Source organism: Streptomyces sp. NPDC058741 (assembly GCF_042746715.1).
Lineage (GTDB): Bacteria > Actinomycetota > Actinomycetes > Streptomycetales > Streptomycetaceae > Streptomyces.
Genome location: NZ_JBHYQH010000040.1, coordinates 1 through 16,580 on the forward strand (window position 1 = coordinate 1; position 16,580 = coordinate 16,580).

19 protein-coding genes are annotated in these 16,580 nt (G+C 70.8%); 15 read left to right on the forward strand and 4 right to left on the reverse strand.

What is annotated here, in order from left to right; all coding sequences use genetic code 11:
* The first annotated feature begins 101 nt into the window (after nucleotides 1-101).
* Complete coding sequence (locus ACFW6P_RS25795; RefSeq protein WP_386358018.1) at nucleotides 102-917, forward strand: inositol monophosphatase family protein; 816 nt, start codon at nucleotides 102-104, stop codon at nucleotides 915-917.
* 132 nt (nucleotides 918-1,049) lie between these two features.
* Here the strand turns inward: ACFW6P_RS25795 and ACFW6P_RS25800 are convergent, their stop codons facing one another.
* The gene (locus tag ACFW6P_RS25800; RefSeq protein WP_386358017.1) at nucleotides 1,050-1,223 is read right to left on the reverse strand and encodes a hypothetical protein; all 174 of its coding nucleotides are present in this window, start codon (nucleotides 1,221-1,223) and stop codon (nucleotides 1,050-1,052) included.
* 434 nt (nucleotides 1,224-1,657) lie between these two features.
* Here ACFW6P_RS25800 and ACFW6P_RS25805 point away from each other — a divergent pair, with 434 nt between their 5' ends.
* From ACFW6P_RS25805 to ACFW6P_RS25820, 4 genes are all read left to right on the forward strand, one after another.
* Nucleotides 1,658-2,311: a response regulator transcription factor gene (locus ACFW6P_RS25805; protein WP_386358015.1), complete on the forward strand. Its 654-nt coding sequence runs from the start codon at nucleotides 1,658-1,660 to the stop codon at nucleotides 2,309-2,311.
* Between the two features lie 5 nt (nucleotides 2,312-2,316).
* Nucleotides 2,317-3,549 (forward strand): sensor histidine kinase, encoded by a 1,233-nt coding sequence (locus ACFW6P_RS25810; RefSeq protein ID WP_386358014.1) that lies wholly within the window; start codon nucleotides 2,317-2,319, stop codon nucleotides 3,547-3,549.
* Between the two features lie 405 nt (nucleotides 3,550-3,954).
* Nucleotides 3,955-4,251 (forward strand): DUF4193 domain-containing protein, encoded by a 297-nt coding sequence (locus ACFW6P_RS25815; RefSeq protein WP_003993510.1) that lies wholly within the window; start codon nucleotides 3,955-3,957, stop codon nucleotides 4,249-4,251.
* A 13-nt stretch (nucleotides 4,252-4,264) separates the two neighbouring features.
* Nucleotides 4,265-5,230, forward strand: coding sequence for a hypothetical protein (locus tag ACFW6P_RS25820; protein WP_386358012.1), 966 nt, complete (start codon nucleotides 4,265-4,267; stop codon nucleotides 5,228-5,230).
* A 190-nt stretch (nucleotides 5,231-5,420) separates the two neighbouring features.
* Here the strand turns inward: ACFW6P_RS25820 and ACFW6P_RS25825 are convergent, their stop codons facing one another.
* Nucleotides 5,421-5,879 carry a DUF3093 domain-containing protein gene (locus ACFW6P_RS25825; protein WP_386358010.1) on the reverse strand — a complete coding sequence of 153 codons (459 nt, stop codon included), beginning with the start codon at nucleotides 5,877-5,879 and terminating at the stop codon, nucleotides 5,421-5,423.
* Nucleotides 5,880-5,937: 58 nt separating this feature from the next.
* On the opposite strand from ACFW6P_RS25825, the gene ACFW6P_RS25830 reads away from it, so the two are divergent.
* From ACFW6P_RS25830 to ACFW6P_RS25850, 5 genes are all read left to right on the forward strand, one after another.
* On the forward strand, nucleotides 5,938-6,522 hold the full coding sequence (locus ACFW6P_RS25830; protein ID WP_386358008.1) for a PaaI family thioesterase: 585 nt from the start codon (nucleotides 5,938-5,940) through the stop codon (nucleotides 6,520-6,522).
* A gap of 44 nt (nucleotides 6,523-6,566) precedes the next feature.
* The gene (dut, locus tag ACFW6P_RS25835) at nucleotides 6,567-7,118 is read left to right on the forward strand and encodes a dUTP diphosphatase (RefSeq protein WP_386358023.1); all 552 of its coding nucleotides are present in this window, start codon (nucleotides 6,567-6,569) and stop codon (nucleotides 7,116-7,118) included.
* Nucleotide 7,119: 1 nt separating this feature from the next.
* A complete protein-coding gene (locus ACFW6P_RS25840) occupies nucleotides 7,120-7,872 on the forward strand; it encodes a DUF3710 domain-containing protein (protein WP_386358006.1) in 753 nt (250 codons plus the stop codon).
* A gap of 299 nt (nucleotides 7,873-8,171) precedes the next feature.
* Nucleotides 8,172-8,570 carry an OB-fold nucleic acid binding domain-containing protein gene (locus tag ACFW6P_RS25845; protein ID WP_386358005.1) on the forward strand — a complete coding sequence of 133 codons (399 nt, stop codon included), beginning with the start codon at nucleotides 8,172-8,174 and terminating at the stop codon, nucleotides 8,568-8,570.
* A 3-nt stretch (nucleotides 8,571-8,573) separates the two neighbouring features.
* The gene (locus tag ACFW6P_RS25850) at nucleotides 8,574-9,308 is read left to right on the forward strand and encodes a DUF3159 domain-containing protein (protein ID WP_386358004.1); all 735 of its coding nucleotides are present in this window, start codon (nucleotides 8,574-8,576) and stop codon (nucleotides 9,306-9,308) included.
* Nucleotides 9,309-9,398: 90 nt separating this feature from the next.
* Here the strand turns inward: ACFW6P_RS25850 and ACFW6P_RS25855 are convergent, their stop codons facing one another.
* Entirely contained in the window at nucleotides 9,399-10,076 is a 678-nt protein-coding gene (locus tag ACFW6P_RS25855; protein WP_386358002.1) for a potassium channel family protein, read from the reverse strand.
* On the reverse strand, nucleotides 10,076-10,747 hold the full coding sequence (locus ACFW6P_RS25860) for a potassium channel family protein (RefSeq protein ID WP_386358000.1): 672 nt from the start codon (nucleotides 10,745-10,747) through the stop codon (nucleotides 10,076-10,078). Before ACFW6P_RS25860 ends, ACFW6P_RS25855 begins: the two co-directional genes overlap by 1 nt.
* 335 nt (nucleotides 10,748-11,082) lie before the next feature.
* Here ACFW6P_RS25860 and ACFW6P_RS25865 point away from each other — a divergent pair, with 335 nt between their 5' ends.
* From ACFW6P_RS25865 to ACFW6P_RS25885, 5 genes are all read left to right on the forward strand, one after another.
* Nucleotides 11,083-12,021, forward strand: a complete 939-nt coding sequence (locus ACFW6P_RS25865; protein ID WP_386357998.1) for a PfkB family carbohydrate kinase — start codon at nucleotides 11,083-11,085, stop codon at nucleotides 12,019-12,021.
* Between the two features lie 240 nt (nucleotides 12,022-12,261).
* The gene (locus ACFW6P_RS25870; RefSeq protein WP_386357996.1) at nucleotides 12,262-14,313 is read left to right on the forward strand and encodes an APC family permease; all 2,052 of its coding nucleotides are present in this window, start codon (nucleotides 12,262-12,264) and stop codon (nucleotides 14,311-14,313) included.
* A gap of 108 nt (nucleotides 14,314-14,421) precedes the next feature.
* Complete coding sequence (locus tag ACFW6P_RS25875; protein WP_386357994.1) at nucleotides 14,422-15,750, forward strand: class I SAM-dependent RNA methyltransferase; 1,329 nt, start codon at nucleotides 14,422-14,424, stop codon at nucleotides 15,748-15,750.
* 197 nt (nucleotides 15,751-15,947) lie between these two features.
* Nucleotides 15,948-16,142: a ribbon-helix-helix protein, CopG family gene (locus tag ACFW6P_RS25880; RefSeq protein WP_386424947.1), complete on the forward strand. Its 195-nt coding sequence runs from the start codon at nucleotides 15,948-15,950 to the stop codon at nucleotides 16,140-16,142.
* Nucleotides 16,139-16,531: a type II toxin-antitoxin system death-on-curing family toxin gene (locus tag ACFW6P_RS25885; RefSeq protein ID WP_386357990.1), complete on the forward strand. Its 393-nt coding sequence runs from the start codon at nucleotides 16,139-16,141 to the stop codon at nucleotides 16,529-16,531. The genes ACFW6P_RS25880 and ACFW6P_RS25885 overlap by 4 nt, the downstream gene beginning before the upstream one ends.
* Nucleotides 16,532-16,580 lie beyond the last annotated feature (49 nt).

A 16,580-nucleotide genomic window follows, 5' to 3' on the forward strand; every position in this document is an offset into this window, starting at 1 on the left:
CTCGGGGCGAGCCATCAGCTCTGCCCGGTCGGCTGCTGCCCGGCCCGTGCCCCCCGGCCCGCCGCGGCGGGCGCCGACAGCCCCTACGCGTGAGGAACCCAGTGACGGACCCCTTGCACACGGACCTGCTCGACCTCGCCCAGGAGGCCGCCCACCGCGCCGGTGCGCTGCTCCGCGACGGCCGTCCGGCCGACCTCGCGGTCGCCGCGACCAAGTCCAGCCCCATCGACGTCGTCACGGAGATGGACATCGCGGCCGAGAAGCTGATCACCGGCCTCATCGCCGAGCACCGCCCGGACGACGGCTTCCTCGGCGAGGAGGGCGCCTCCACCGAGGGCACGAGCGGTGTCCGCTGGGTGGTCGACCCGCTCGACGGCACGGTCAACTACCTGTACGGGCTGCCCACCTGGGCCGTCTCCATCGCCGCCGAGCAGGACGGCGAGACCGTCGTCGGGGTCGTGGCCGTCCCGATGCGCGGCGAGACGTTCCACGCCGTGCGCGGTGGCGGTGCCTGGGCCACCGGCGCCTGGGAGGGCGAGCGCAGACTGGCGTGCCGCCCGGCGCCGCCGCTGGACGAGGCGCTGGTCTCCACGGGCTTCAACTACGTCCAGGAGGTCCGCGCCCACCAGGCCGAGGTCGCCCGGCGGCTGATCCCCTTGCTGCGCGACATCCGGCGCGGCGGCTCGGCCGCGGCCGACCTGTGCGACCTGGCCGCTGGACGCCTCGACGGCTACTACGAGCGCGGCCTGCACGCCTGGGACCTCGCTGCGGGCGACCTGATCGCCCGGGAGGCGGGCGCGCTGACCGGCGGACGTCCGGGGGAGCGCCCGTCGGGCGCCCTGACCGTCGCCGGCACCCCGGGCGTCTTCGAGCCCCTCCAGCGCCTCCTGGAGGACTTCGGCGCCTGGCACGACTGAGAGGCGACCGACCGCTGCCGACCCCCGCACGAACGGCGGGGCCGGCGGCACGCCGGACAGTGTGTGAACACGGTGGAACGACGAAGCGGGCCCCGGCGCTGGATTCGCCGGGGCCCGCTCGCTTCAACCTGATCAGACGCGCGTCGCGCCGACCTCCACACCGTGCTCGGCGGCGAGACGGCGCAGGTCGTCGAGCTCACCCTGCTCCACCTCGACGAGGAAGTCGTCGCCCTCGTCGCGAGCCCGGGACAGATCGGATTCGGTCGACCTTATGCGCTGCAGAAGTCCTGCGGTGAAAGCGTCCATGCTGCGCCCCCTCGTCCTGGGTCGTGGGTCGATGGCACAGGGATGTGCCGGTCGGAAGGGACGATCACGTCTCATGTGGATGCCCGGCGCCGCTCGGCCGGGCGGCGACGGTGCCGGACACCCACGCCCGCCCTGCGGAAAAGCGGAGTGATGCGTACCGCATGGGTGTGCGGCACCGGCAGAGCGTGATCGTGGGATGTAAAGCCGGTCTCCCCAAGCTCCCTTCCGTGGAAACCTCCACCCGGAAAGAAAATCTCCCGCTCCCGTCCGGAGCGTGGTGTCCGGTCCCGTCGGTGCCAGGGCCCACCCGCCTTACCGCCGACTTATGACGGAAAAGGGCAGGATGGAGGCAGCACACCGACACCGTCGTAGACCCCTGCCCGCGTCCGCCCTCACCAGCGATACGCGGGCGGACATGAGGAAGGACCAGGAACGTGCGCGTACTCGTCGTCGAGGACGAGCAACTGCTCGCCGATGCGGTGGCCACCGGACTGCGCCGGGAGGCCATGGCCGTCGACGTCGTGTACGACGGTGCGGCCGCCCTGGAGCGCATCGGCGTCAACGACTACGACGTGGTCGTACTCGACCGCGACCTCCCGCTCGTGCACGGCGACGACGTCTGCCGCAAGATCGTCGACCTCGGCGTGCCCACGCGCGTGCTGATGCTCACGGCCTCCGGCGACGTCAGCGACCGGGTCGAGGGCCTGGAGATCGGCGCCGACGACTACCTGCCCAAGCCCTTCGCTTTCACCGAGCTCATCGCCCGCGTGCGCGCCCTCGGCCGGCGCACCAGCGTGCCCCTGCCGCCCGTGCTGGAGCGCGCGGGGATCAAGCTCGACCCCAATCGCCGCGAGGTCTTCCGCGACGGCAAGGAGGTCCAGCTCGCCCCCAAGGAGTTCGCCGTGCTGGAGGTGCTGATGCGCAGCGAGGGCGCCGTCGTCTCGGCGGAGCAGCTCCTGGAGAAGGCCTGGGACGAGAACACCGACCCGTTCACCAACGTCGTGCGCGTGACGGTCATGACCCTGCGCCGCAAGCTGGGCGAGCCGCCCGTCATCGTCACCGTCCCCGGCTCCGGCTACCGGATCTGATCACCGTGGCAGCGACTCCCGCGCCTCCGCAGGCGCCCCCGAAGCCCACCTGGGACCCCAGAAGGCCCTTGCCGCCCTTCCCGTGGCTGCGCCCGACCATCCGCATAAGGCTCACGCTGCTCTACGGCGGCATGTTCCTGATAGCCGGCATCCTGCTGCTGTCGATCATCTACCTGCTGGCCGCACAGGCCCTGCACGTGGGCAGTGACCTGCCGTTCAAGATCGAGGAGGGCAAGGTCACCAGCACCATCTGCAACCTGCCCGACCAGGCCTCTCCCGGCGAGTTCAACGACGCCATGAACAGCTGCGTCAACGAGCAGCGACGGCACGCGCTGGACAGTCTGCTCAGCCGCTCGCTGCTGGCGCTGCTCGGCCTGGCGGTCATCGCCTTCGCCTTCGGCTACGCCATGGCCGGACGCGTGCTGTCGCCGCTGGGCCGCATCACCCGCACCGCTCGCGCGGTGGCGGGCTCGGACCTGTCCCGCCGGATCGAGCTGGACGGCCCGGACGACGAGCTGAAGGAGCTGGCGGACACCTTCGACGACATGCTGGAGCGGCTGCAGCGCGCCTTCACCGCGCAGCAGCGCTTCGTCGGCAACGCCTCGCACGAGCTGAGAACGCCGCTGGCGATCAACCGCACCCTTCTTGAGGTGCACCTGTCCGATCCGGGTGCTCCGGTGGAGCTCCAGCAGCTCGGCAAGACACTGCTGGCGACCAACGAGCGCAGCGAACAGCTCGTGGAAGGACTGCTGCTGCTCGCCCGCAGCGACAACCAGATCGTCGAGCGGGGACCGGTCGACCTCGCCGAGGTCGCCGAGCAGGCCATCGACCAGGTGCACGCCGAGGCCGAGAGCAAGGGCGTGACGATCCGCGGCGAGCAGAAACCCGCCGTCGTCCAGGGCAACGGCGTGCTGCTGGAGCGGATCGCGCTGAACCTGGTGCAGAACGCCGTGCGCTACAACATCCCCGAGGACGGCTGGGTCGAGGTCACCACCGATGTCCAGCACGGCCAGGGGGTCCTGATCGTCTCCAACACGGGTCCGGTCGTGCCGGCGTACGAGATCGACAATCTCTTCGAGCCGTTCCGGCGATTGCGCACGGAAAGGACGGGCAGTGACAAGGGAGTCGGACTCGGTCTTTCCATCGTCCGGTCCGTGGCCCGGGCGCACGGCGGGCACATCTACGCCCAGCCGCGCGAGGGAGGAGGACTCGTCATGCGAGTCACGCTGCCGATCTGAGATCATGTCGCCGATCAACTCGGCGGCACCCGGGGATGTTCGCTTTGCGCTGAATTTCGCAGGGCGCGCCGCGCGGGCCCCGTGTGTGATCGATCACAGGGGCGCTTTTCCCGTTATTCACTCTCCGTGATCACGCACTCTGTCGGAAAGCCGGGAACATCCCGGTTTTCGGGGGTCCTGATCACGGGAAGTACACGGTGAGACGCCTTTGTAGTGCGGCATTCGGACCGTGTACGGTCCCCATCGCCATCCAAGCCGATCACTCATGAGGAGTCCGGTTGGGTGTCGATTGAGTAACAGACCTTGATGTGAGGCAAAATCTCCGCCTCAGGTCGGGCACAAGTCCGGCCTCTCACGCGTTACGTGCGCTGGAGACACCGCAGACACCCAGAGGGGGAGAGCGATATGGCAACCGATTACGACACTCCACGCAAGACCGACGACGACGTCGACTCGGACAGCCTTGAAGAACTCAAGGCCCGGCGAAACGACAAGTCGGCCTCGGCCGTGGATGTCGACGAGTTCGAGGCCGCCGAGGGACTCGAGCTGCCCGGAGCCGATCTTTCCAATGAGGAGCTGGCCGTCCGGGTGCTCCCGAAGCAGCAGGACGAGTTCACCTGCATGAGCTGCTTCCTGGTGCACCACCGCAGCCAGCTGGCCCGGGAGAAGAACGGTCAGCCGATCTGCCGCGACTGCGACTGAGGACGGGTCGGCCGTGACTGGCTCGACCCCTCCCTGGAAGCGCCGCTTTTCCCGGAGGAAAGCGGACGAAGGGCCGATGGGCGGCCCGAGGTACGGCGTGCGTGACGACGAGCGAGGCTCAACCGGTACGGGGGCGGCCTCGCTCGAACCGGCAGCGGACCGGGGTGACCTCCCGGCGTCCGTGGACGTCCCCGCATCCGTCGCCGAGCGACGGGCGGGGACGTTCCGTGAGCGGGCCAGAGAAGGAGCCCGCAAGGGCGGCGACAGGGCGCGAGCCGGCCTCGCGTACCTCGCCGACCGGATCATCGAGCTGGCTCCGAGGGTCCCCGTACGGGACCTGGCGACCCTGCGCAGACAGTTCCCGGGCCTGGGGCCGGAGGAGCTCGCCGACAAGCTCGTCGCGGGTGCGGCGACGGCGACGGCGACGGTCGGAGCCGGCGTCGGCGCGGCGGCCATGCTGCCCGTGCCCCCGGCGATGCCGACGGAACTGGCCGCCGAGATCACCGCCGTCGCGGCGATCGAGCTCAAGCTGATCGCGGAACTTCACGAGGTGTACGGGGTGCGGCCCGCCGGGAACCTCAAGCAGCGCAGCACCGCGTACCTCGACTCGTGGTCGGGGGAGCGCGGCGTCGACGCGACCAGGCCGTCGACGATCAGCGTGGCGCTGAACAGCCGCATGAAGCGGGAGCTGCGGCAGCGGATCATGAAGCGGATGGTCCGCAACATGCCGAACCTCATGCCGTTCCTGGTCGGTGCGGCCGTGGGTGCCGCCATGAACCGCAGCGAGACGAGAAAGCTGGCCGGCCGGATCCGCGGCGACCTGCGCGGGATCCAGGTGCCCTGGGAGGCCCTGGAGGCACTCCCCGCCCTGGAGAGTCCGGCGGACGCCCTGGAGATCGGCGAGATCACACACGACCCGCTGGGCCGCCGCGGGGATGGCGAGCCCTACGGCGGACATCCCGGTCAGGGCGACGGCTGAGTCCGCGGAGCGTTCGCAGCGCACCCGTCTTCTTGGGGAGCTCGCCCCCGGGAGTCCCCCCTCGGCTTTCGGGCGGCAGCTCCCGCGGCTCGGCCTTCAGGTGGCCGCTCCCGTTTTCCGAGTGATGCCCGCGACAGGCCCCCGGCGGCAGCAAGCCGAAGCCCCCGGGTGACCCTCCGCGCAGCTGTGCTCAAGCGGTCTTCGCCGCCCTCAGGGCCTCGGCCAGGCGCTCGGGGGTGCGGGTGGACAGGTACAGGTACGGGGTCGGGTCCTGTGGGTCCGTGACCTCGACGCGCAGGGCCGTCGGGATGTAGGCGCGCAGCAGGAGGAAGGCGCGCGGGTCGGCCTTGTGGGTGCGCCAGGCTCGGGCCTCCTCGGCGTCCAGCACCTGCGCCTCGCCCAGGGCCGCCACCGGGATCCTCGCCTCCCCCGCGATCAGGGAACCGCCCACGACGCGGATGCGGACCGAGCCGTACGAACTCGCGGCGACGGCCGCGACCGCGGTGCCCCCGGCCAGGCCGCCGAGCATCGGGAGCACGCCGAACGGGAGCAGGACCAGGGCCATGGAGACCCCGACGAGGAACGAGATGAGCCACCAGGTCCGCGGGGCGGTCAGGCGTTCTTCGTAGGGGGCGGCGGAGAGCTGCATGGAGCCAAGCTTGACACGGTGTCCGGAAGGGGCCGACGCGCGGGTAAGGTCTGCGCCTGTGAGTGGTACTTCCCCCGTTCTCCAGCCCCCGGCCGACGCCGTGCCACCGGTGCGGCACCCGGACGCCCCCGCGCCCGGCGAGCTCCTCGGCGCGCACTACGGCCAGTGCTTCGGCTGCGGCGGCGACCAGCCGCACGGGCTGCACCTGGAGGCACGGGCCGGCGAGGGTGTGTCCCTCACCGCCGAGTTCGTCGTGAAGCCCGCGCACCAGGGCGCCCCGGGCCTCGCGCACGGCGGTGTCCTCGCCACGGCCCTGGACGAGACCCTCGGCTCGCTGACCTGGCTGCTGCGCACCATCGCCGTCACCGGGCGGCTGGAGACCGACTTCGTGCGGCCCGTCCCCGTCGGCACCACCCTGCACCTGGAGGCCGAGGTCACCGCGGTGGCCGGGCGGAAGATCTACTGCACCGCGACCGGACGCGTCGGCGGACCCGACGGTCCCGTCGCCGTCCGTGCCGACGCACTGTTCATCGAGGTGAAGGTCGACCACTTCGTCGACCACGGCCGCCAGGAGGAGATCCAGGCCGCCATGAGCGACCCGGACCAGGTCCGCCGCGCCCGCGCGTTCGAGGTGAACCCGTGAGTCCGGCGGACAGCCACATCACCCCCGCGCCGCCCACGAGCCCCGTGAGCCGTCAGCCGGTCGACGTGCTGATCCGGCGCGTCGATCCGGACGTACCGCTTCCGTCGTACGCGCACCCCGGTGACGCCGGAGCCGACCTGCGCACCACCGAGTCCTGCGAACTGGCGCCCGGCGAACGGGCCGTGCTGCCCACGGGCGTGTCCGTGGCGCTGCCGGAGGGGTACGCGGCCTTCGTGCACCCGCGATCCGGTCTGGCCGCTCGCTGCGGCGTCGCCCTGGTGAATGCCCCGGGGACGGTTGATGCCGGGTACCGTGGGGAGATCAAGGTGATCGTGGTGAATCTCGACCCGCGCGAGGCCGTGCGGTTCGAGCGCTTCGACCGGATTGCCCAACTCGTCGTCCAGCAGGTCGAGAGGGTCCGCCTCCAGGAAGTGGCGGAGCTTCCCGATTCCGTGCGGGCCGAGGGGGGCTTCGGGTCCACCGGAGGGCACGCCGCGGTGGACGGGACGAGCGGCACAAGCGGTCAGGCCGCCCTGGGCGGTCAGGCGGGTGGGAATCGATACGCTTCGGTCGTATCCGACCGGGAAGGACAGTGACGTGTTCGGACGTCGCAAGAAGAGGGATGCCGCCGAGGACGCGGCCGGCGAGGCCGAGCAGGTCGTCGACGGTGTCGACACTGACGCGGACGAAGAGCGCGAGCGCCTGAGGCTAGAGCCGGCGCCGCGCCCCGACGGCCCCTGGGACAGCACCGAGGTCCGTGACCCGGCCGAGGGCCGGGTCGACCTGGGCGGCCTGCTCGTGCCGGGTGTGGACGGCATGGAGCTCAGGGTGGAGGTCGCGGGCGACGCGATCGTCGCGGCCACGGTCGTGCTGCGCGACAGCGCCATCCAGCTGCAGGCCTTCGCCGCTCCCAAGCGCGAGGGCATCTGGGGCGAGGTGCGCGAGGAGATCGGCACCGGCATCACCCAGCAGGGCGGCATCGTCGACGAGGTCGAGGGCCCGCTGGGCTGGGAGCTGCGCGCCCAGGTCCCGGTGCAGCTGCCGGACGGCACCGGCGGCTTCCAGGTCGTGCGGTTCGTCGGCGTGGACGGGCCCCGCTGGTTCCTGCGCGGGGTCATCTCGGGCCAGGGCGCGGTGCAGCCGCAGGCCGCCGGGCTGCTCGAGCAGATCTTCCGGGACACCGTCGTGGTCCGCGGCGAGGGCCCGATGGCGCCCCGCGACCCGATCGTCCTGAAGCTGCCGAACGACGCCCAGATGGTCCCCGAGAGTGTCCAGCAGGAAGAGGGCTCCCGCTTCGCCGGCGGAATGGGGCAGCTCCAGCGCGGACCGGAGATCACCGAGGTCCGCTGAACCACCGGGACATCAGGGCCGCACCCCGGGGGTGCGGCCCTGTTCGGCCCCGGAAGGGTGCCTTCGACCGGATCCGGCGAGCAAACAGGCCGTCCCGAGCCGCGTTCCCGAGCCCCGGGCGGCCGGGCGGACGCCTGCGTCGGCACCGCCCGCCGAGCCGCGACAACCCCGTCCGACACCCGCCGCTCGCCGGAGTGGGCGATCCCGCGACGTGACGGGAGGGGCCTTGCCGCGGACAGTCGCGAGGGCCCTCACCAGGGGAGTACGGAGATGTCGGCACACCCCGGTACGCTTCAGATATGAGTGCTGTTCCTCGTTCGCAGAAACCGGCGGGCCGGTTCCGGCGCATGCTCGACCGGCTCTCCTCCTCGCAGGAGGACCTGGAGTCAGAGGAACTGCGGGAGGACGCCGAGACCACCGGTTGTACGCGCATCGGAGACTGCCAGGACCGCCAGGTAGTGACGGTTACTGGTACCTTGCGCACGGTCACCCTCCGGCCGCGCGCCGGCGTCCCGGCGCTGGAGGCCGAGTTGTTCGACGGCTCCGCCGCGCTGGACGTGGTGTGGCTCGGCAGGCGCTCCATCGTGGGGATAGAGCCGGGGCGCAAGCTGATCGCATCGGGCCGGATCTCGATGAGCCGGGGCCGCCGGGTGCTGTTCAATCCCAAGTACGAACTGAGACCCCTCGGACGGGAGTAGCCGGTGACGTCGCTCGACAAGCCGACCGAAGAGAACGCCGCGGACGACGCCCGGGCGGTGACCGAGGCAGCCCTGTTCGAGGCGTTCGGCGGCGTGCGTGGCATGGTCGAGACGGTGCTGCCCGGCCTGCTCTTCGTCACCATCTACACGGTCAACAAGGATCTGCACCTGTCGGCGATCGCGGCGCTGGCCGTGTCGCTGGTGCTGGTCGTGGTCCGGCTGGTGACGAAGGACACCGTCAAGCACGCCTTCAGCGGTGTCTTCGGTGTGGCCTTCGGTGTCGTCTTCGCGATGATGACCGGCAACGCCAAGGACTTCTACCTGCCCGGCATGCTCTACACGCTGGGTCTGGGCCTCGCCTACATCATCACCACGCTGTGCGGGGTGCCGCTGATCGGGCTGATCCTGGGCCCGGTCTTCAAGGAGAACCTGTCCTGGCGCACGCGGAACCCGGGCCGCAAGAAGGCCTACGCGAAGGCCAGTTACGCCTGGGGCGCGATCCTGCTCGCCAAGTGCGCGATCCTCTTCCCGCTGTACTGGTGGGCCGACACCACGCAGCTGGGCTGGGTCCTGGTGGCCCTGAAGATCCCGCCGTTCCTGCTCGCCGTGTGGCTGACGTGGGTCTTCCTGGCGAAGGCGCCCGCGCCGATCGACGTGTTCGCGGAGATGGAGGCGGAGGAGAAGGCGGCCGAGGAGAGGGAGCGGCAGCAGACCGCGGCCCGCTCCACCGAGCAGTGAGACCGAAGCGCTGACGGACAGCGCGCACGGAAGGAGGCGTCCCGGCGGATCGGGACGCCTCTTCCCGGTTGCTCCCCTGAGGGAGCCCGCTCAGCTCGCCGCACTGTCCCGGCGTACCGACAGCAGGTCCTCCAACTGCTCCTCGCGGGCCTGGGCGGCCACGAAGAGGAGTTCGTCGCCCGCCTCCAGGGAGTCCTCGCGGGAGGGGGTGAGGACGCGCGTGCCGCGGATGATCGTGACCAGGGACGTGTCCTCGGGCCACTCCACGTCGCCGACCTGCGTGCCGGCCAGGGCCGACTCCTCCGGCAGGGTCAGCTCGACCAGGTTGGCGTCGCCGTGGCTGAAGCGCAGCAGACGCACCAGGTCGCCGACGCTCACCGCCTCCTCGACCAGGGCCGACATCAGACGCGGCGTGGAGACGGCGACGTCCACACCCCAGGACTCGTTGAAGAGCCACTCGTTCTTCGGGTTGTTCACCCGGGCGACGACGCGCGGGACGCCGTACTCCGTCTTCGCCAGCAGGGAGACGACCAGGTTGACCTTGTCGTCGCCCGTCGCGGCGATGACGACGTTGCAGCGCTGCAGCGCCGCCTCGTCCAGGGACGTGATCTCGCAGGCGTCGGCGAGCAGCCACTCGGCCTGCGGGACGCGCTCGACCGAGATGGCGGTCGGCGTCTTGTCGATCAGCAGGACCTCGTGGCCGTTCTCCAGCAGTTCGCCCGCGATCGAGCGGCCGACCGCGCCGGCACCGGCAATGGCGACCCTCATCAGTGACCGTCCTCCTCTTCGGGGCCCTTGGCGAACGCCGCCTCGACCGTGTCGACCTCGTCGGTGCGCATCATCACGTGCACCAGGTCCCCTTCCTGCAGCACCGTCTGCGAGGTGGGCAGGATCGCCTCGCCGAGGCGGGTCAGGAACGCCACGCGCACACCCGTCTCCTCCTGGATCCGGCTGATCTTGTGGCCGACCCAGGCGGTGGAGGTGTAGACCTCGGCGAGCTGGACACCACCGGTGGGGTCGCGCCACAGGGGCTCGGCACCGGAGGGCAGCAGGCGGCGCAGCATCTGGTCGGCCGTCCAGCGGACCGTCGCGACGGTGGGGATGCCCAGGCGCTGGTAGACCTCGGCGCGGCGCGGGTCGTAGATGCGGGCGGCGACGTTCTCGATGCCGAACATCTCGCGGGCCACGCGGGCGGCGATGATGTTGGAGTTGTCACCGCTGGAGACGGCGGCGAAGGCCCCCGCCTCCTCGATGCCCGCCTCGCGCAGGGTGTCCTGGTCGAAGCCGACTCCGGTGACCCGGCGGCCGCCGAAGGAGGACCCCAGGCGGCGGAAGGCGGTGGGGTCCTGGTCGACCACGGCGACGGTGTGTCCCTGCTGCTCCAGGTTCTGGGCCAGGGCGGAGCCGACCCTGCCGCAACCCATGATCACAATATGCATCGCGTCACACCGCGCTTCCTGCGGACCGTCCGGCCCTCATGGATGTCGTGCTCATGTCTCTCTTTCGGCTCGCCAGGCAACACGTCGCGGCCTGAGTACCGGCCGCCAGCCAACATCATGCCGGTGGAATCACGCCACGATGCCCTCCGGGGCCGGTGCCGCGTCCGGCTGCCCGACTCCAACGTAGCGGCAAGGGCGAGGGGGTTGCCCGGGCCTGCCGTGCCCGGCGGTGACCCGGCGGGACGCCGCGCCGCGATCGCGCCGGAAACCGATGGGCCCGCCGGGACGTTCATGAGACCTTGGGGCAGGACTCGTACAGGGGAAGAAGAGCACGGATGAGCCATGAGATCGACGTCCTGGTGCTGGGCGGCGCCGGTGTGGACACGATCGTGCACGTACCCGAACTACCCGTGACGTTCGCGGACAGCCACATGATCCGGCCCGGGATCGTCACGCGCGCCGGGCAGAGCGGGGACTTCTTCTCACTGGCCACGAGCGCCCTGGGCCTGCGCACCCACCACCTCGACATGCTCGGCGACGACCCCGAGGGCGACCTCGTCCGGGCCCTGCACCGCGACCGCGGCATCCCGCTCACCGCCGTCCCGCAGCCGCTCGGCACCAAGCGGGCCGTCAACCTCGTCGGCCCGGACGGCCGACGGATGTCCCTCTACGACGCGACGCGCTCGGCCGAGACGGACCGGCTGCCCGAGTCCACCGTGCGGGACCTGGCGTCCGTCAGCCGGCACGTCCATGTCGTCATCACCCAGCCCTGCGACCACGCGCTGCCGGTGCTGCGCGCCGCGGGCGTGACGATCTCGACCGACCTGCACGACTGGGACGGCGCCAACCCGTACCACGAGTCCTTCGCCCGCGAGGCCGACCTGGTCTTCCTGTCCAGCGCGGCACTGGCCGACCCCGAGCGGACCATGCGGCGGATCGCCGAGCGCGGCCGGGCCCGGGTCGTCGTCGCCACGGCCGGGGCGGCCGGGGCCCACCTGCTGACCGACGGCGAGCTCACCCACGTACCCGCCGCCACGCCCCCGAGCCCGGTCGTCGACTCCAACGGCGCGGGCGACGCCTTCGCGGCCGCGTTCCTGCACGCCTGGCTGAACGGCGAACCACCCCGTCGCTGCGCCCTGCACGGCACGGTGGCCGGGGCCTACGCCTGCACCGTCCCCTCCACCCGCACCGACAGCATCGGACGCGAGCAGCTGCTCGCCGGAGTGGCCGGCCTGCTCAACGGCGGCCGATGCTGCGCACGCTCGCCAGCGTGAGGACGCCGAGCACGACGAAGGTGGCCGCGGCGCCGATCAGTTCTGCGGCGGCGTGCATGAGGCCTCCTGAGGCGACGACGGCGGAAGTCGGACCGGGCTCAGTCATATAGGCATGGGATCGGCGTGACCTGCGTAATCCTCCGCCGCACGCGCCTCTGAATTCACTCGGAGGGCAGAGGGACCCCCGATGAGGGGTGGCGGGTGGTCGACCGCACAAACGAACGCCTACGATCCTCTGTTGTGTCCAAACTGACCGACGTGCCCAAACGGCTCCTCATCGGGCGCGCACTGCGCAGCGACCGGCTGGGGGAAACCCTCCTGCCGAAGCGCATCGCTCTCCCCGTCTTCGCCTCCGACCCCCTGTCCTCCGTGGCGTACGCGCCCGGCGAGGTGCTGCTGGTGCTGTCGATCGCGGGCGTGACGGCGTACCACTTCAGCCCGTGGATCGCCGTCGCGGTCGTCGTGCTGATGTTCACCGTGGTGGCCTCCTACCGGCAGAACGTGCACGCCTACCCCAGCGGCGGCGGCGACTACGAGGTGGCGAACACGAACCTCGGCCCCAAGGCCGGCCTGACCGTCGCCAGCGCACTGCTCGTGGACTACGTCCTCACCGTCGCGGTGTCGATCTCCTCGGGCATCGAGAACCTGGGCTCCGCGATCCCGTTCGTCGTCGAGCACAAGGTGCTGTGCGCGATCGGTGTGATCGTGCTGCTGACGCTGATGAACCTGCGCGGGGTGAAGGAGTCGGGCTCCCTCTTCGCGATCCCGACGTACGTCTTCGTGGCGGGTGTCTTCACCATGATCGCGTGGGGTGCCTTCCGCGGACTGGTCCTGGACGAGACCATGCGGGCACCGACGGCGGACTACGTCATCAAGCCCGAGCACCAGGGCCTGGCCGGCTTCGCCCTGGTCTTCCTGCTGCTGCGCGCCTTCTCCTCCGGCTGCGCCGCGCTCACCGGCGTCGAGGCGATCTCCAACGGCGTCCCGGCCTTCCGCAAGCCCAAGTCGAAGAACGCCGCGACCACCCTCGCGATGATGGGCCTGCTGGCCGTCACCATGTTCTGCGGCATCATCGGCCTGGCCATGGCGAGTGACGTCCGCATGGCCGAGAACCCGGCCAAGGACCTCGTCGACAACGGCACCCCGCTCGGCCCGGACTACGTGCAGAACCCGGTGATCTCCCAGGTCGCCGAGGCCGTGTTCGGCAAGGGCAGCTTCCTGTTCATCCTGCTGGCGGCGGCCACCGCGCTCGTGCTGTTCCTCGCCGCGAACACCGCCTACAACGGCTTCCCGCTGCTCGGCTCGATCCTCGCCCAGGACCGCTACCTGCCGCGCCAGCTGCACACCCGCGGCGACCGCCTGGCCTTCTCCAACGGCATCGTGCTCCTCGCCGGCGCCGCCGCGCTGCTGGTGGGGATCTACGGCGCCGACTCCACCCGCCTGATCCAGCTGTACATCGTCGGCGTGTTCGTGTCCTTCACGCTCAGCCAGACCGGCATGGTCCGGCACTGGAACCGCAACCTGGCCACCGAGACGGACCCGGCCAAGCGCCGCCACATGATCCGCTCGCGCGCGATCAACGCCTTCGGCGCCTTCTTCACCGGCCTGGTCCTGGTGGTCGTGCTCGTCACCAAGTTCACGCACGGCGCCTGGGTCGCCCTGCTCGGCATGGTGATCTTCTACGTGACGATGACGGCCATCCGGAAGCACTACGACCGGGTCGCCGCCGAGATCGCCGCCCCCGAGGGCCCGAGCGACGACAGCGTCCGGCCCTCCCGCGTCCACTCCGTCGTCCTGATCTCCAAGATCCACCGTCCGACGCTGCGCGCCCTGGCCTACGCCAAGCTGATGCGCTCGGACACCCTGGAGGCCCTCAGCGTCAACGTCGACCCGGCCGAGACCAGGGCACTGCAGGAGGAGTGGAGCCGGCGCGGCATCGACGTCCCCCTGAAGGTCCTGGACTCGCCCTACCGCGAGATCACGCGGCCGGTCATCGAGTACGTGAAGAACCTGCGCCGCGAGTCGCCGCGCGACGCGGTGTCCGTGATCATCCCCGAGTACGTCGTCGGGCACTGGTACGAGCACCTGCTGCACAACCAGAGCGCCCTGCGCCTGAAGGGCCGGCTGCTGTTCACGCCCGGGATCATGGTCACCTCGGTGCCGTACCAGTTGCAATCCTCCGAGGCGGCCAAGCGGCGGGCCCGCAGGCAGCAGGACTGGAACGCGCCGGGCGCGGTGCGGCGGGGGCCGGCGCAGATCCGGCACAAGGAGTCCCCCGAGCGCAAGTCCTGAGCGACGGCTCGGTTCAACGGCCGGGCGGCAGCCACGTAGACTGGTGGGCTGTTGTCCGGCCGTATGCCGTACGGTCCCTTCCCTCACGCGTTTTGGAGTCACCCCACCATGCAGGCAGAACCGAGGAAGTCGCTGGTGGGGGAGGAGTACGAGGTCGAGGTCGGCCCCGTCGCCCACGGCGGTCACTGCATCGCCCGCACCTCCGAGGGCCAGGTGCTGTTCGTCCGGCACGCCCTGCCCGGTGAGCGGGTCGTGGCCCGGGTGACCGAGGGCGAGCAGGGCGCGCGGTTCCTGCGGGCCGACGCCGTGGAGGTGCTCGACGCCTCCAAGGACCGCATCGACGTCCCCTGCCCCTTCGCCGGGCCGGGCCGCTGCGGCGGCTGCGACTGGCAGCACGCAAAGCCGGGTGCGCAGCGCCGCCTCAAGGCCGACGTCATCGCCGAGCAGCTCCAGCGGCTCGCCGGACTCACCCCCGAGGAGGCCGGCTGGGACGGCACGGTGGTGCCCGCCGAGGGCGACAAGGTGCCGGCCGGCCAGGTCCCGGCGTGGCGCACGCGCGTCCAGTACGCCGTCACCGCCGACGGCCGCGCCGGACTGCGCCGCCACCGCTCGCACGAGGTCGAGCCGATCGACCACTGCATGATCGCCGCCGAAGGGGTCAGCGAGCTCGGCATCGAGAAGCGCGACTGGACGGGCATGGACTCCGTCGAGGCGATCGCCGCGACCGGTTCGCAGGACCGCCAGGTGATCCTCACGCCGAAGCCCGGCGCGCGCCTGCCGCTGGTCGAGCTGGACCGCCCGGTGTCGGTGCTGCGGGTCGACGAGCGCACCGGTGGCGTGCACCGCGTCCACGGCCGCCCGTTCGTCCGCGAGCGTGCCGACGGCCGCACCCACCGGGTCGCCAACGGCGGCTTCTGGCAGGTCCATCCGAAGGCGGCCGACACCCTGGTGACCGCGGTCATGCAGGGCCTGCTCCCCCGCAAGGGCGACATGGCCCTCGACCTCTACTGCGGCGTCGGCCTCTTCGCCGGCGCGCTCGCCGACCGCGTCGGCGACCAGGGCGCGGTCCTCGGCATCGAGTCCGGCAAGCGCGCGGTGGAGGACGCCCGGCACAACCTCGCCGACTTCGACCGCGTCCGCGTCGAGCAGGGCAAGGTCGAGTCGGTCCTGCCGCGCACGGGCATCACGGACGTCGACCTCGTCGTCCTCGACCCGCCGCGGTCCGGCGCGGGCCGCAGGACGGTGGAGCACCTGGCCTCGCTGGGGGCGCGCAGGATCGCCTACGTGGCGTGCGATCCGGCGGCGCTGGCGCGGGACCTGGGGTACTTCCGGGACGGGGGGTACCGGGTGCGGACGCTGCGGGCGTTCGATCTGTTTCCGATGACGTCGCATGTGGAGTGCGTGGCGATCCTCGAACCTGCGAGCAAGGGTTCCTGACCTGCGCTCTTGTTGTCCGGGTGAGTTGCTCGACCTGTTTCCCTCCGTGCTGCGGTTCGAGCGGGCGGATCGATCTTTGCACTTTGCTGACCTGCGGGTTCGTGAGGCAGGCGCCCGCATGGGCGATGCGTTCAGATGAGCTTTCGGAGATTCTTGATGCTCGGGTGACGCTCGAAGCGGAAGTCTCTGCCGGGTGTATGGCGATGACACTCCGACTCCCGGACGACCTTGACGCGAAGCTCACCGAGTGGGCTCGTCGGGAGGGCCGCAGCAAGCAGGAACTCGCCATCGAGGCCGTCCGTGAGGCCCAGGACCGGGCCGAGCTGAAGGTCGATGACGTCCTGGCCGAGCTGATGGACAGCGATGCGGAGATCCTGGACTACCTGAAGTGACCGACGTGCGTTACATCCAGATCGACGAGATCCTGGCCGTCGCCCGCACCGTCAACGGAACCGAGCACAGCGTGCGTGACATGGGCCTCCTGGTGTCGGCAATCGAGAGACCCCGGACGAACGTGTTCCGAGCCGAGTTGTATCCCACGTTGCACGAGAAGGCCGCGGCGCTGCTGCACTCCGTCGCCCGCAACCACGCGCTGATCGACGGCAACGAGCGCACCGCCTGGCTCGCCATGCGCGTCTTCCTGCGGTTCAACGGCGTCAGTGCCGGTATCGTCCCGCCGCCCGTCTCCGTTGCTGGCCCGTTCGTCGAGGACGTTGCGCAGGACCACGTCGATGTACCGGTCATTGCAAAGCGCCTCTCGGCCTGGTTCCCGGTCTCCTGACGTTCGAGGTCGTGAGGTCCGGCTCGGCATCAGGTTCCGTGTGTGGTGC

Coding starts and splice junctions, on each gene's coding strand:
- ACFW6P_RS25860 (WP_386358000.1), bottom strand. CDS start 10,747: ATGCATATTGTGATCATGGGTTGCGGCAGGGTCGGCTCCGCCCTGGCC.
- ACFW6P_RS25800 (WP_386358017.1), bottom strand. CDS start 1,223: ATGGACGCTTTCACCGCAGGACTTCTGCAGCGCATAAGGTCGACCGAA.
- ACFW6P_RS25865 (WP_386357998.1), top strand. CDS start 11,083: ATGAGCCATGAGATCGACGTCCTGGTGCTGGGCGGCGCCGGTGTGGAC.
- ACFW6P_RS25845 (WP_386358005.1), top strand. CDS start 8,172: ATGAGTGCTGTTCCTCGTTCGCAGAAACCGGCGGGCCGGTTCCGGCGC.
- ACFW6P_RS25880 (WP_386424947.1), top strand. CDS start 15,948: ATGGCGATGACACTCCGACTCCCGGACGACCTTGACGCGAAGCTCACC.
- ACFW6P_RS25875 (WP_386357994.1), top strand. CDS start 14,422: ATGCAGGCAGAACCGAGGAAGTCGCTGGTGGGGGAGGAGTACGAGGTC.
- ACFW6P_RS25855 (WP_386358002.1), bottom strand. CDS start 10,076: ATGAGGGTCGCCATTGCCGGTGCCGGCGCGGTCGGCCGCTCGATCGCG.
- ACFW6P_RS25825 (WP_386358010.1), bottom strand. CDS start 5,879: ATGCAGCTCTCCGCCGCCCCCTACGAAGAACGCCTGACCGCCCCGCGG.
- ACFW6P_RS25815 (WP_003993510.1), top strand. CDS start 3,955: ATGGCAACCGATTACGACACTCCACGCAAGACCGACGACGACGTCGAC.